The sequence below is a fragment of the Sphaerotilus montanus genome, from assembly GCF_013410775.1.
Classification (GTDB): domain Bacteria; phylum Pseudomonadota; class Gammaproteobacteria; order Burkholderiales; family Burkholderiaceae_C; genus Sphaerotilus; species Sphaerotilus montanus.
Map to the genome: position 1 here is coordinate 1,555,708 of NZ_JACCFH010000001.1, position 14,202 is coordinate 1,569,909.

General features: G+C 71.8%; 10 protein-coding genes. 1 reads left to right on the forward strand and 9 read right to left on the reverse strand.

The genetic code is table 11. The features are described from left to right. Positions 1–8: 8 nt before the first annotated feature. Positions 9–1,214 (reverse strand): nicotinate phosphoribosyltransferase, encoded by a 1,206-nt coding sequence (gene pncB, locus BDD16_RS06975; protein ID WP_179633277.1) that lies wholly within the window; start codon positions 1,212–1,214, stop codon positions 9–11. A gap of 1 nt (position 1,215) precedes the next feature. Beyond that, complete coding sequence (locus BDD16_RS06980) at positions 1,216–2,049, reverse strand: cysteine hydrolase family protein (RefSeq protein ID WP_179633278.1); 834 nt, start codon at positions 2,047–2,049, stop codon at positions 1,216–1,218. A gap of 87 nt (positions 2,050–2,136) precedes the next feature. Here BDD16_RS06980 and BDD16_RS06985 point away from each other — a divergent pair, with 87 nt between their 5' ends. After that, positions 2,137–2,832 carry an NUDIX hydrolase gene (locus BDD16_RS06985; protein ID WP_179633279.1) on the forward strand — a complete coding sequence of 232 codons (696 nt, stop codon included), beginning with the start codon at positions 2,137–2,139 and terminating at the stop codon, positions 2,830–2,832. A gap of 30 nt (positions 2,833–2,862) precedes the next feature. Here the strand turns inward: BDD16_RS06985 and BDD16_RS06990 are convergent, their stop codons facing one another. The 7 genes from BDD16_RS06990 to BDD16_RS07020 form a co-directional block, all read right to left on the reverse strand. Further along, the gene (locus BDD16_RS06990; protein ID WP_218897722.1) at positions 2,863–4,056 is read right to left on the reverse strand and encodes a VWA domain-containing protein; all 1,194 of its coding nucleotides are present in this window, start codon (positions 4,054–4,056) and stop codon (positions 2,863–2,865) included. A gap of 4 nt (positions 4,057–4,060) precedes the next feature. After that, positions 4,061–6,313 carry a DUF5682 family protein gene (locus BDD16_RS06995; RefSeq protein WP_179633281.1) on the reverse strand — a complete coding sequence of 751 codons (2,253 nt, stop codon included), beginning with the start codon at positions 6,311–6,313 and terminating at the stop codon, positions 4,061–4,063. A gap of 5 nt (positions 6,314–6,318) precedes the next feature. Then, on the reverse strand, positions 6,319–7,413 hold the full coding sequence (locus tag BDD16_RS07000; protein WP_179633282.1) for an ATP-binding protein: 1,095 nt from the start codon (positions 7,411–7,413) through the stop codon (positions 6,319–6,321). Positions 7,414–7,425: 12 nt separating this feature from the next. Further along, a complete protein-coding gene (locus BDD16_RS07005; protein ID WP_179633283.1) occupies positions 7,426–9,138 on the reverse strand; it encodes a DUF5691 domain-containing protein in 1,713 nt (570 codons plus the stop codon). After that, positions 9,135–10,544 (reverse strand): SWIM zinc finger family protein, encoded by a 1,410-nt coding sequence (locus tag BDD16_RS07010; RefSeq protein ID WP_179633284.1) that lies wholly within the window; start codon positions 10,542–10,544, stop codon positions 9,135–9,137. The genes BDD16_RS07005 and BDD16_RS07010 overlap by 4 nt, the downstream gene beginning before the upstream one ends. An 82-nt stretch (positions 10,545–10,626) precedes the next feature. After that, complete coding sequence (locus tag BDD16_RS07015) at positions 10,627–12,261, reverse strand: hypothetical protein (protein ID WP_179633285.1); 1,635 nt, start codon at positions 12,259–12,261, stop codon at positions 10,627–10,629. 155 nt (positions 12,262–12,416) lie between these two features. Further along, entirely contained in the window at positions 12,417–14,042 is a 1,626-nt protein-coding gene (locus BDD16_RS07020; RefSeq protein WP_179633286.1) for a hypothetical protein, read from the reverse strand. Positions 14,043–14,202 lie beyond the last annotated feature (160 nt).

The window sequence follows — 14,202 nt, forward strand, 5'->3', positions numbered from 1 at the left end:
CCGTCGGATCAAACGGATTGTCCCACCCCGAACACCTGCCGCAGATACGCCAGAAACGTCTCGTCCTCGCACATCGTCTTGCCCGGGCTGTCGCTGAGCTTGGCCACGGGCTGGCCGTTGGCGCGTACCAGCTTCATCACGATGTTGAGCGGCTGCAGCCCCACGTCGTTGCTGAGCTGCGTGCCGATGCCGAAGCCGAGCTGCACGCGGTCGGCGAAGTGGCGGTAGAGGGCCAGTGCCTTGTCCACCGTCAACCCGTCCGAGAAGACCAGCCGGCGCGTGTGCGGGTCGATCTTGAGCTTCGCGTAGTGCGCCAGCGCCTTCTCGCCCCAGACGAACGGATCGCCCGAGTCGTGGCGCAGGCCGTCGAAGAGCTTGGCGAAATACAGGTCGAAGTCGGCCAGGAAGGCGTCCATGCCGACCACGTCGGTCAGCGCGATGCCGAGGTCGCCGCGGTACTCCTGCACCCAGTCCTCCAGCGCCGCTTTCTGGAAGTCGCGCAGCCGCACGCCGAGCGCCTGGTAGGTCTGCAGGTACTCGTGCGCCATCGTGCCGATGGGGGTCAGGCCGAGGGTGCGGGCCAGGTGGACGTTGGAGGTGCCCTTCATGACGTCGGGCAGCTCGCGCTGCAGCGTGGCGGTGGCCTCGCGCTGCCACGCGCCCGAGAAGCGGCGGCGCACGCCGAACTCGAACAGCTCGAAGGGGTGGCGGCGTGCCGGCTCGTCCGCCAGCGCGTGGATCTGGTCGATCTTCAGCGCGAGGCGGCGGCGGCCTTCGGCGTGCGCGGCGGCGGCGTCGAAGCGGCGGAAATAGAGTTCGTTGACCAGCGCCAGCACCGGGATCTCGAACCCCATCACATGCACCTGCGGCCCGCGCGCTTCGATGTGCAGCGTGTCGCCCTCGGCCCAGGCGCGGATGAAGGCGCGCTGGAACTGGAACAGCCGCAGGAAGTCGACGAAGTCGGACTTGATGTAGCGCAGCCCGCCGAGGTAGGCCAGTTCGTCCTCGGTGAAACGCAGCGTGCAGAGGTGGTCGAGCGCGGCGTTGACCTCGGGCAGCAGCTCAGACAGCGGGAACACCGCGTCGCCCGGGTTGCGGCAGACGAAGCGGTACTCGGCCTGCGTCGCCGGGTGGCGGTGCAGCAGCGCCTGCCACATCGTGAACTTGTAGAGGTCGGTTTCCAGCAGGCTGGTGATCACAGCAGGGGTGTCCATCTCAGGCTTTCATCTCGGCGATGACCTCGGCACAGGTCGCCAGCCGCACGCCGCGCTGGCGCATGTCCTCGAAGAACGCAGCCTGCTGCGCCTCGAAACCGCCGACCGGGCTGATCGCATCGGTCAGCAGCGTGAGGCGGGACAGGCGCTCGGACGTCGGGTCGGGCAGGTGCGCCACGAGGTGCTCGACGGTGGCGCGCACGCAGTGGCTGCCCGCCTCGCCCGCGATGAGCAACCGGCCGGGTGTGTCGAGCCGGGCGATCAGCGCGCGGTTCAGGCCGGTTTCCGGATCGGTCGGGTCGGGCACCTCGGCCTGCAGCGCGCTGTAGTGCTCGGTCCACGGGTTCAGGCCCTTGAAGACGACATGGCTGGCGCGCTGGCGGCGCAGTTCCCAGTCGGCGCAGGCCGCGCGCACGGCGTCGTGGAGCTGGTGGCCCCAGGTGCCGACCTCGCAGTGGACCGGCCAGACCATCAGCGTGTAGCGGCCCTGGGCTTCCAGCGCGTCGAGGTAGGCGAGCGTGCGCGGCAGCGCGGCGGGGTCGCGCGGCTGGAACTGGCCGGCGCGGACCTGGGCGGCGGTGATCTGCGTGAAGGGAATCACCTCGGCACCCCAGGTGTCAGCCCACCAGAAACCAGGGTGTGCCACGTCGTAGGCATGGTGGCTGTCGAGTGTCAGCGTGATGGCGTCGAGTGCATCGCCGGCTTCGCGCACCAACGCGGCCACGCGGTGCAGGTCGGCGTCGGCACCCGCCACGGGCAAGGCGGGGCGGGCGGGCGCCGGCAAGTCGCAGAAGTCGTTCTGCGCGTCGATCAGGAGCAGGTGGAATGCCGTCATGATGCACCTCGGGACCACAAGATGCAGACACGATAAGGCACTTAGTACAGCATTGCAAATAAGACAGAATATCTGGGGATCCATGCCATGCCACACCCTCCTGTGCACAGCCCGACCATCCTCTGCACCGTCGATGTGGTGCTGCTGACTCTGACCGCGGACGGCCTGCAGGTCGCGCTGCTGGTCCGTGACCGGGCGCCGCACGCGGGAGCACTCGCGCTGCCGGGCGGGTTCGTCCGCCCCACCGAGGACTCGGGTACCCGCGACGCCGCAGCCCGGATGCTGCGCGAGAAGACCGGCCTGCACAGCCCCTACCTGGAGCAGCTCGCCACCTTCAGCGGCCCGGACCGCGATCCGCGTGGCTGGTCGGTGTCGGTCGTCTACTACGCGCTGGTGCCACCGATGGCGCCGGACGACGGAGCGCCGGCGGCGGTGGAATGGCATCCGGTCGATCGCCTGCCGCCCCTGCCCTTCGACCACGCCGAGATCGTGCGCCAGGCGCTGGCACGGGTGCGCTCGAAGAGCCAGTACTCGTCGCTGCCGGTGCACCTCTGCGGCGAGCGCTTCACGCTGCCGCAGCTGAAGCTGGTCTACGAGGCGGTGCTCGGCGAGCGGGTCAACCAGGTGAGCTTCCGGCGGCGGATGGACGAGCTGGGCATGCTGGAGCCGATGGTGGGCGAAACGGTCGGTGGGGCACACCGGCCGGCGCAGGTCTGGCGGGTGAAGGAAGCGTTCCGGGGGGAGCTGTCGCTGTCGGAGCGGGTGCTGGCGGGGCGGGACTGAGCGCCAGCCACACGGGACAAGGTCACGGCGTCACGGCGTCTTCACTGCCCGGCTCGCCACCAACCCCTGCTGCGCCGCCCACCCCGCCACGTCCTCGCGCCGGATCGCCGCCGCCATCAGCCCCGGAAACGCATCCGGCGTGCACGCGAACGACGGCACGCCCAACCCCGCCAGCTTCGCCGCGAGCTGGTGGTCATAGCTCGGCGCCCCTTCATCGCTCAGCGCCAGCAGCGCCACGCACTGCACCCCGGCTTCCACCATCTCCGCCGCGCGCTGCAGCAGCCGCTGCTCCACCCCGCCCTCGATCAGGTCCGAGATCAGCACGAAGATCGTGTTGCGCGGGTCGCGGATCTGGCTCTGGCAGTAGGCGACCGCACGGCCGATGTCGGTGCCGCCGCCGAGCTGCACGCCGAACAGCAGTTCCACCGGGTCGTCCAGTTGATCGCTCAGGTCGACCACCTCGGTGTCGAACACCACCAGCTTCGTCGCCACCGCCGGCAGCGACGCCAGCACCGCGCCGAAGATGCTCGAATAGACGACGCTGGCCGCCATCGAGCCGCTCTGGTCGATGCACAAGATGATCTCGCGCTGCGGGCGGCGCGACTTGCGGCCATGGCCGATCAGTGTTTCGGGGACGACGGTGCGCAGCTCGGGCTGCCAGTGGCGCAGGTTGGCGCGGATGGTGCGGTGCCAGTCGATCTCGCTGTGGCGCGGGCGGCGGTTGCGCACGCTGCGGTCGATCGCGCCGGTCACGGCCGAGCGCAGCGGCTCCTCCAGGCGTTTCATGAGCTGGTCGACCACCGACTGCACCACGCGCCGCGCCGTGTCCTTGGTGCCCGCCGGGATCACACGCGACAGCGAGACGAGGCTGGCCACAAGATGCACGTCCGGCTGCACCGCTTCGAGCATCTCGGGCTGCAGTAGCATCTCGTTCAGGTTCAGCCGCTGCAGGGCGTCGCGCTGCATCACCTGCACCACCGACGCCGGGAAATACTGGCGAATGTCGCCCAGCCAGCGCACCACGGTCGGCGCGCCGCGGCCCTTGCCCGCCGTGCGCTTGCCCAGACCACCGGGGCCGTCGGCGTCGTAGAGGGCGGCCAGCGCGCGGTCCATCTCCAGCGCGGCGCCACTCGGGCTGCCGCAGGTGCCGTCGGCTTCCTCGCCGAGCACGAGGCGCCAGCGTTGCAGGCGGGTCAACGTGGCGGGGCTCTGGTCGTCACTCATGCCATCAGTCATGCGAAATCGCCTCCCTCGGCAAGCCGAGCAGTTGATGCAGCAGCGGCAGCGCCCGCGCCACCCGCACCTCGTTCCAGACCGGCCCGTCCGCCGCCGCACCACTCGCCGCGACCTTCGGCGGCTGCGCGGCGCGTTCGCCGAGCGAGCGGCGTTCGCTGCGGCTGAACTCGGCGAAGCTGCGGCGCACCAGCGGCAGCACCTGCTGGAAATGTGCGTCGCCCAGCCCGGCAAGCCAGCCGTCGATCAGCGCCCAGATCCGCGCGTCGTGCAGCAGCACCAGCGCGTTGCGGTTCAGGAAACCTTCGAGCCACGACGCCGCTGCGGCCGGGTCGGTGGCGCGGGACAACTGGTGTTGCAGCGCAATGCCGGCCTCGTCGGCGTTCACCACACCGTCGTCCAGCAGCAGCCGCATCGCCACCCCGCGCAGCAGCGCCGCCGCCGAGTCGAGCGCCGCCAGCCCGGCCAGCGCACGACGCCATTCCGCGGTCTGATCGTCACCGGCACGCCGGGCCACGGCGGCGTGTGCGGCCAGCAGCGGCTCGCGCAGCGCATGCGCCGCCTCGTCGTCCAGCGCCGCGCAGGCCAGCGGCAGGCCGATCGCGGCGCGGCCGATCAGGTGGTCGAGCACCACGCCGACCTGCGCCGTGTCGGTGCCGCGCACGTCGCCGTAGCGGAAGACATGCGCCAGCGGCGGCAGCGTCTGCAGCAGTTGCGCCGTGTCGCCGGTGACCGCTGCGAGCCGGTCCAGCGCCTGCGTCACCGCCTGCACCGCGCCCGGCAAGTCCGCCCGCAGCACGTCATCGACCAGCGCGGCCAGCACCGGCAGCGACGTTTCCTGTGCCACGCGGTCGGCGATGCGGCTGCTGGCGGCGGCCTCGACCGTCGTGCCCCAGCGGCTCGCCTCGATCAGCGTGATGGCGAACTCGGGCGCCCACTGCAGCCGCCACGTCTCATGGAAGCTGCCCTTCGCGCCGCGACTGCCGCGATCCGGCACGCCCCAGTCCAGGTCGAGCAGCCGCAGCCGGTGCAGCAGCCGGCTGCGCTCCAGGTCGTTCGGCTGGCGCAGGTCCAGATCGAGCACCCGCTGCGCCACCTCGGCCTTCAGGCGCAGGCGTTTCTGCTGCGCCTCGACATCGCGCTGCAGCGGCACGATCGGCACATCGGCCGGCACCGTGCCGAGCGCCTCGCCGACGTGCAGCGCGTGCCCGATCAGGCCGAGCACCGCGTCGTCGCCCTGCCCGATGACGCTGCGCACGGCCTCGTCCAGGTCGGCCAGCCCCGGCGTCGCGTGGCCGCGCAGCGTGGCGAGCGTGTCGGCGAGCCGGATGGCTTCGATGACGTGGGCGCTGGAGCAGTCGATCTCGTGGGCGCGCAGCAGCGTGGCGACCTTGGCGAGCCAGCCGGCGGCGCGGGGGTGGCGGTCCGGGTCGTGCTGCCACAGGAAGTCGTACCAGCCCGGCGAGACGACACCCGCGCCATACCCCGCGCGCGTCAGGTGCCGGTGCGACCACGGCACCCAGGTCGCCTGCACCTTGAGCTTGGGCAGGCCCTTGAGCGTTGCAGCGTCGGCCTTGACGCTCGACACACCGTCCTGCAGCGCCGGCACGTGCCACGCGCCGCAGACGACGGCGATGCGCGCAAAGCCTTCCTTGCGCGCCGCGCGCAGGCACTGGCGCATGTGGGCCTCGCGCTGCGCCTCGCGGTCGTCGGGCGGCGGCTCGTCGCGGCGCATCTCAGTCATCGCCTCGGCGATGGCGGCGAAGATGCCGGTGTCGTCACCACGTTCCTCGACCCAGCGGTTCCACCAGCTCTCGCCGTCCGGGTGGCCGTCGGCGCGGGCGAAGTCGTCGAAGGGGTCACTGCGCGGGCGGCGTGGTTCGGTGGGCTCGACCGGCACCTCGGCTTCCGCCTGATCCAGCGCCAGCGCATGCGCCCGCGGCAGGTCAATGAACCGCGCCGTGACCCCACGCCCGACCGCCCACTGCAGCGCCTGCCACTCCGGCGAGAAGCGCGCGAACGGGTAGAACACCGCCCGCTGCGGCACGTCGAGCGCGTGGACCAGCAGCGCCACCGGCGGCACCAGCGCCGCGTCGGCGAGGTGGTGGAGCAGCGCATCCGCCTCGGGCGGGCCTTCGACGAGCAGCGCGTCGGGCTGCCACTCGTCGAGCGCCTGGCGCAAGCTGCGCGCGCAGCCGGGGCCGTGGTGGCGGATGCCAAAAAGGCGAACCTCGGGCGTCGTGCTCATCGGGATCAGCCGTGGTCGCGGAAGGCGCGGTACAGGTCTTTCCAGTCGCCGCGTTCCTTCACGACCGTCTCCAGGTATTCCTTCCACACCACCGCGTCCTGCACCGGATCCTTGATCACCGCGCCGAGCAGCCCCGACGCCAGGTCCGGCGCCCCGACCACGCCGTCGCCGAAATGCCCGGCCAGCGCCATGCCGTTGCTGACGACCGAGATCGCCTCGGCGGTGGACAGCGTGCCGCTCGGGCTCTTGAGCTTGGTCTTGCCGTCCTCGGTCTGGCCGTTGCGCAGCTCGCGGAAGATCTGCACCACCCGCTTGACCTCGCGCAGCGCGGGCGGCTCGGCGGGCAGGTCCAGCGCGCGGCCCATCTCGGCGACGCGCTTGACGACGATCGACAGCTCTTCCGCCTCGCTCGACGGCACCGGCAGGATCACCGTGTTGAAGCGCCGTTTCAGCGCGCTCGACAGCTCGTTGACGCCCTTGTCGCGGTTGTTCGCGGTGGCGATGACGCTGAAGCCGCGCACCGCCTGCACCTCGCTGCCGAGTTCCGGCACGGGCAGCGTCTTCTCCGACAGCACGGTGATCAGCGAGTCCTGCACGTCGGCGGGAATGCGCGTCAGCTCCTCGATGCGGGCGATGCGGCCGGTGCGCATCGCGTTCATCAGCGGGCTGGGCACGAGCGCCTTCTCGGACGGGCCGTGCGCGAGCAGCTCGGCGTAGTTCCAGCCGTAGCGCAACTGCTCTTCGCCGGTGCCGGCGGTGCCCTGGATCAGCAGGGTCGAGTCGTTGCTGATCGCGGCGGCGAGGTGTTCCGAGACCCACGATTTGGCGGTGCCGGGCACGCCGAACAGCAACAGGCCGCGGTCAGTCGCCAGCGTGGCCACGGCAATCTCCATCAGCCGGCGCGCGCCAATGTACTTCGGGCTGACCTCGAAGCCGTTGTCGAGCCGCCCGCCGAGCAGGTAGGTCACCACCGCCCACGGCGACAGCTCCCAGTGGTCAGGGCGCTGGCGGCGGTCGGTGCGGCGCAGTTCGTGGAGTTCCTCGGCGTACTGGTGCTCGGCGTGGCGGCGCAGGACGGCGGTTGAAGTGGTGTCGGTCATGTTCAGCGTGATTCAGCGGAAATCGGTGGAGGAAGAAACCGCCGCCACGGGCAGCGCATGAAAGGCTCGGCGCAGCGCCACGGCCTGCTGCAGCCGGTCGTGCAGCGGCGCGATCCGGTGGTGCAGCCAGGTCGACGTGGTGGCGCTGGCATTCGGGTCCAGGGCAGCGGGCTCGGGCAGTGCTTCCACAGCGCCCAGGCACGCCAGCGGCAACCAGGCGATCAGTTCGGGCGCGGTGTCCAGCCAGGCCAGCGCGCGGCGCTCGTCGGCGTGGCGACCGGCGAACAGGTCGGTCAGTTCGCGCACCATCGCGGCCGACAGCGACGCGGCCAGCGCAGGATCCAGCTGACCGGCCTGTTCGGGGCGGCCGTCGATCAGCGGCTGTGCGCAGGTGCGCACCACCTCGCCGGCCACGTCCGCGGCTGCGCCGCCCACCCGTTCGCGCCACAGCGCCGTGCGCGCGGCCAGCGGCAGGTGGCTGCGCAGCGCGGTAACCTCGTGCGCGGGCCAGCCCGGCGCCTCGCGGCAGTCCAGCAGCGCCAGCAGCCAGCGCGCATCGACCGCACCGGGCTGCGCGTCCGGCTCGCCGGCCACGCCTGCCGAACCCGCCGCCGCCAGCACCGCCTCGCGCCAGCCGCGCAGCAGCGCGTCTTTCCAGTCCGTGCCCCGCGCCCAGTCGATCAGCTCGGTCGGCGTCATCGCCATGTGCGCCGGCCAGAACGCGGGCGCCGTCAGCCGCGCCAGTTGGTACAGCCACCAGCCGCGTTCGCCCAGGCCGTCGTGGCGCGGGCGCTGCGTGTCGAGCCCGCGGGTTTTCCACGCCGGGTCTTCGGCAGTCGGCGGCTCGACATGCCAGCGCTTCTTCAACCCAAGCCACGCCGACTCGACCCGCAGCAGCGCCGACCACTGCCCCGCCAGCCACGCCGACTGCTCGCTGTCCGGCAAGCGCGGCAGCAGTTGCGCCGCCAGCGTGCGCACGTCACCCGCCCGGTCACGCAGCAGCTTGACCAGCAGCGGCTCGTCCGCCGCGGACAGGCCCACCGCCAGCGCCTCGACCAGCTCGGCGCGCTCGCGAGCGGCCAGCGACGCCAGCTCGGCGGTCAGGCGCTCGCGGGCGGCGTCGGGGTCGCGGCGGCGTTCGTCCTTGAGGAACGCGAGCCGGGCCGCGCCACTGCCGTGCGCCCAGTCTTCCTCGGTGGGTTCGGCCGGACGCTCGACGATCGAACGCCAGCGTGGCTGTTGCTGCACCAGCCAGCGCCCGCGCTCGCCCATCACCGCGCCCACCGCCGGCCGCAGCATCGGCAGCCGCAACGCCAGCGCCAGCATCGGCGGCAGCAGCGCCGCCGGCAGCCGCCAGCCGCGCTGCGCGACCAGCGACAGGGCCTCATGGCGCAGGCTGTCGGGGACGTCCTCTCCCAGCAAACGCTGCAGGAGCGCCTGGTGCGGCTCGGCAGACAAGGCCGGACGAGTGTCTGGCCGAGCGGGAGCCGGTGCCTCGGGCAGTGCCTCCGCCAAGGCCAGTCCACCACCGACTCGATGCGCCACCGCCAACACACCCGCGGCCCGCAGCAACACGGTGGCGTCGTCCTCCGGCGCCGTGGCCAGCGCCTGCATCAACCCGGTCAACGGCGCCGGCCCCTCGCGCAGCAGCGCCCGCAACCCCGGCGAGCGCTCCGTGCCCACCAGCGCGATCGGCAACAGCCGGTCCATCATCGGCCCCGTCATCGTGCGCCTCCTTCGATGCGGCCGATCTGCCACACGCCCTCGTTGCTGCGCAGCGTCAGCAGCCGCAGCGTCCGGCCATCCCACTCGCCGTGCAGATCGACCAGACCGCCGCCGGCCAGCGCCAGCAGCGTCGGCACCTGCTCGACCGGCACGTTCAGCGGCAGCGCGTGCACGTCGCCGCAGGCCCAGACGTCGTCCTCGACCACCCGGATCGTCGCCCCCGCCAGCCGCAGCGGCCACAGCGGCAGCCAAGCGTGTGCCGCCATCGCCGCCGCCGCGCGGTCGAGTTCGTCGTCCCACCCGGCGGGCACATGCGCCTCGCCGTCACTGGAGTCCGGCACCGCCTCGCGCTGCACCGACAAGGCCCGCAGCGGCGTCGCCGACGGAAAGAACACCAGCCGCCCGGCCCGCGCCTGCCCGGTGATCCAGCTGGTCTCGAAGCCCGTCGTGCCGTGGCTGAAATCGAGCAGCAGCGCCCGCCGCCCGCTGCGCCGCCCGGACAGCCAGACGCGGCGCTCGACCAGCCGCTGTTCGCGCTCCTCGACGATCTGGCCGTCCACGCGCCAGACATCGTCCACCGCCTCGCCGCGCGCCAGCACCTCGTCGCGGTCCAGCGGCCAGCCCAGCGTGGCGCGCACATCGGCCAGCACGCCCGCGTCCAGCGTCGCCCGCCGCTGCACCGCCTCGATCAGCAGTTGCAGCCGCCCGAGCCGGGCCAGCAGCGCGGCGCTGTCGGACTCGGCCGCCGCCGCGTTCAGCCAGCCGGCCAGCGCCCCTGCCTGTGCATCGACCATGCGGGCGGCCATCGTCTGCCATTCGCCCGCGCTCTCGCGGGTCTGCACCGCCAGGCCGCGCCGCACCCGGTCGGCGAGCCAGCGCGCCAGTTCCTCCAGGCCCGCATCGATGCGCTGCCAGCGCTTGTCCTGGCGGGCGTTGGTGGTGTCGGGGATCGGTGCGGCAGCGGGATCGCCGCTGGCCGTCGGGGCCGATGCCGCCACCAAGACGGCATCCTGCTGTTTCTGCTGTTTCTGCTGCTTCTGTTCCTGCTTTTCAGCCCGCTCGCGCCGCCCTTCCAGCCAGGCGCGCACCCACTCGGGCGGCTCGGCGGGCGTGGTGAAGCGGCTGGTGTCCTGGGCGCGCAGCAGCAGCAGCGCCAGCCCGTGCTTGCAAGGGAATTTCCGGCTCGGGCACGAGCACTTGAACACCGGACCGCTCAGATCGACCTGCGTCTGATACGGCTTGGACCCGCTGCCCTGGCACTCGCCCCAGGCCGCCGCGGTGTCGTGGCCCAGGGTCGGCCACTTCGCCGGGGCCAGCAGTCCGCGGGCCGCCTTGGCGGAGGCATCGTCCGGCGCCAGGGCCAGCACCGCCTCCGTCGTGAGGACTGTCGCTGTCGCTGTGGTCAATCGAACTCCCCGGATCTGAAGTGCCGGGAAGTCTATCGACGCAACGCCGTTCAGCGGACACGCCGCGCGTGAACAAGGTCGCTCAAACGCAGCCGCTGGCGGCCGTTGCCGCTTCGATCAGCAGGGTCCCCGCCTGCGGCAGCAACTGCCCGCGGGCCACCAGCGCCTGCACATGGCGCGAGAAGACGGCCAGCGGCCAGCGGGCCTGCGCACTGGCACGCGGGATGCGCAGGACCAGCCGTGCCGCCTGCAGCTCGGCCTGCAGCACCTGGGCCGGTCGCGGCCCGAGGATCCCGGCCGTCTGCAGCGCGCTCACCTGCCCGATCAGCGCCCCGACCCGTTCGGCGGCCGTGAACACCGGCGCGCTGCCCGAGTGCGTCACCGGCCCGCCCCAGGCCCACGCCTGCGGCCCGATGCCGAGGCAGGTCTGCGGCGCCTCGGCGCGGGCGACGGTGCCGGAGTAGTAGTCGTGCGTGAAACCGGCCGTGTTGCTGTAGATCGAGTTCGGGATCGGCTGCGCCTCGGTCTCGTCCTGCCAGACGTAGTACTGCCCGGTCTTGCAGTTGACGTACTGCGAGGCGGTGGCGTGGTTGTTCACGGTGGGCTGCGGGGTCTGCTGCAGCGCCTCGAAGTAGGACAGGATCGAGTGCCCCCACTCGTGCTTGTAGACGTTGCGGTGGCCGTTCACGCCGGCGTACTCGACGCTCATCGTCGTGTAGGTCTGGCTGACACCGCGTGCCTGCGTCAGCCCGGCGCCGCCCCCGATCCACAGCGACTCGCCCGTGGCCACGTCCTTCACCCGCGGATCCCACACCACGATCACCGAGTCGAAGGCCGGGTCCAGCTCCGACAGCACATCGCCCTGCGCCGGCCACCAGCCCTCGCCGACCGGCGACAGCGTCTTCATCGGCTGGCGCGCATGGCGGATGGTCAGCGTGGGCAGCATGTTGCCGCTGGTCAGCGCCGGGATGTCGCGCTCGACGAACAGCCGGGCCTGCTCGGCGGTCTTGGTCAGTTCGGCGGACGACGAGGTGCCCTGCACATGGCGGGGCGAGCCGTCCGGGCGGGTGATCACCGCGTCGGTCTGCGGATAGACCAGCAGCAGGATCTTCCAGCGCGGATGCGGCGCATCGGCCACCCGCGGCACCAGCACCAGATCGTCATACCAGGCGGTCCCCGAAGCCAGCCCGCCCCAGAAACCCAGCCGCGGCGCCACCAGCAGCGGGCTGGTGTCCGAGAGGAAGCTCATGCCCACGGCATGCCACGGCGTCGTTCCCAGCGTCGGCGCCGGCTGGTCCCAGCGGCCCAGCACGGAGACGGTCGCGCCCGGACTGCCCGGCTGGTCCGCCCCGCGCTGCACGTTGTCGGACTTGATCCAGCCCCCCAGGAACAGCGGCACGTTGACCGGCGCGGCCACCGGTTGCCGCCAGAGTGCGTCATCGGGCGACCGCGCATCGATGCGCACGCTGCGCCGCCCGCTGTGGGCGGTGGTGTTGTCCCAGGTGCCCAGCGCCGTGGTCGACCAGGACTCGAACTCCCACCCGGTCGGACGCCCGCCGGGCGAGAAGGCGCCGCCCTCGAACCCGGCATTCGGGATCAGGTTCGCGGGTGCACGGCACAAGGGTGCCGCCAGGGCGGAGCCCAGCAGACCGACCGCCAGCAGCGCGGTCGAGAGCAGACGCGGGGCGGGCGGGACAGAACGGACCGAAGAGCGCATGACAACCTCCTGTTCGACAGGGGTGACAGTGCCCCTGCGCAAGGTCATCCTGTGCACTTTTCCACGCGCCAGCATTGAGTTGAAACAATTTGTGCGCATCGACTCCGTGCGGCCATCCGGGCGGAGTGGTGGCTGTCGGCGTGGGGGCCGGTCCCTCAGACGCAGCCGATCGCCGCCGTCGCCGCCTCGATCAGCAGCGCGCCGGCCTGGGGCAACAGCCGGCCGCTGTGCACCAGTGCCTCCACCTGGCGCGAAAACGCCTGCAGCGGCCCGCTGGCCTGGTGGCTGGCACGGGGCAGGCTCAGCATCCGGCGGGCCGCCTGCAGTTCGGCCTGCAGGGTCTGGGCCGGACGCGGGCCGAGCATGCCGGCCGTCCGCAGTGCCTGCACCTGCGAGACCAGCGCCTCCACACGCTCGGGCGCCGTGAACACCGGAGCAGTCCCCGAGTGCGTCACTGGTCCGCCCCAGGCCCAGGCTTGCGGGCCGATGCCGAGGCACACCGCCGGTGCCTCGGCGCGGGCCACCGTGCCGGAGTAGTAGTCGTGCGTGAAACCAGCCTGGTTGCTGTAGATCGAGTTGGGGGTGGGCTGGTCGAGCGTCTCGTCTAGCCAGACGTACTGCTGACCCGTCTGGCAGTGGACATACCGCGACGCCATCGTGACGGGCGGCACGGTCGGCTGCGGCGTGCGCTGCAGCGTCTCGAAATGGCTCAGGATCGACGCGCCCCAGTGCAGCTTGTACACATTGCGGTTGCCGTTGGGGCCGGCGTACGGCAGCGTGACGGTCGTGTAGGTCTGGCGCGTGCCGCGGTACTGCATCCCGCCAAAGCTGGAACCCAGCCAGAGCGACTCGCCGGTGGCGGTGTCGCGCACCCGCGGCTCCCAGAGCACGATGACCGAATCGAAACCGGGCTCCGCATCCGCCTGCGCATCCGGCCACCACCGCATGTCACCGTCCGGCGACAGCGTCTGCATCGGCCGGCTGGCGGTGCGCACCGTCAGCGTCGGCAGCATGTTGCCGCTGGTCAGTGCCGGGATGTCCTGCTCGACGAACAGGCGTGCATGCGCGAGGGCCTGCGTCACTTCGGTCGGCGAAGCCTGTCCCTGCACATGCCGCGCCGTGCCATCGGGCTGCGTGATGACGGCGTCCGTCTGCGGATAGACCAGCACCAGGATCTTCCAGCGCGGGTGCGGCACCTCGGCGACCCGTGGCACCAGCGTCAGGTCGTCGTACCAGGCGGTGCCGGTGGCCAGCCCGCCCCAGAAACCGAGCCGCGCCGAGACCAGCAGCGGGCTGGTGTCGGTGATGAAGCTCATGCCGACCGGGTGCCACGGCGTCGTGCCCAGCGTGGGGGCGGGCTGGTCCCAGCGGCCGAGCACGGAGATGGTGGCGCCGGGGCTGGTGGGCTGGTCGTGGCGCTGGAGGTTGTCGGACTTGATCCAGCCGCCGAGGAACAGCGGCGTGTTGACCGGGACCGCCGCGCTCTGCAGCCAGTGGCTGTCTTCGGGGCGCGTGGCGTCGATGCGCACGCTGCGCCGGCCAGTGTGCGCGACCGCGGTGTCCCAGGTACCGAGGGCGCCGCTGTAGGCGGATTGGAAGGTCCAGCCGGGCGGGTTGCCGCCTGGGGAGGGACGGCCGTTCTCGAAACCGGGGTTGGCGAGCAGGTTCGCGGGGGCGCGGCACAGGGGCGCCGCCAGCGCCGATCCCGCCAGGCCCAGCGCGAGGAGCGCCGTGGAGATCCGCCGCAGGGCGGGAACGGGGTGGGTGTTCGGTGTGCGCATGACAGGCTCCTGTGCGACGGGAGTTGCAGCTCTCCGTCAAAAACCATCTTGCGCAGGCGAATCTGCAGGGCACTTGATCCGAAACAACTTGTTTCAGTAACTGGGCGCAACAAGCGAGACGGTTCAGTGCCGCTTCAGCGTCGGCGCGCGGGGTCGCCGG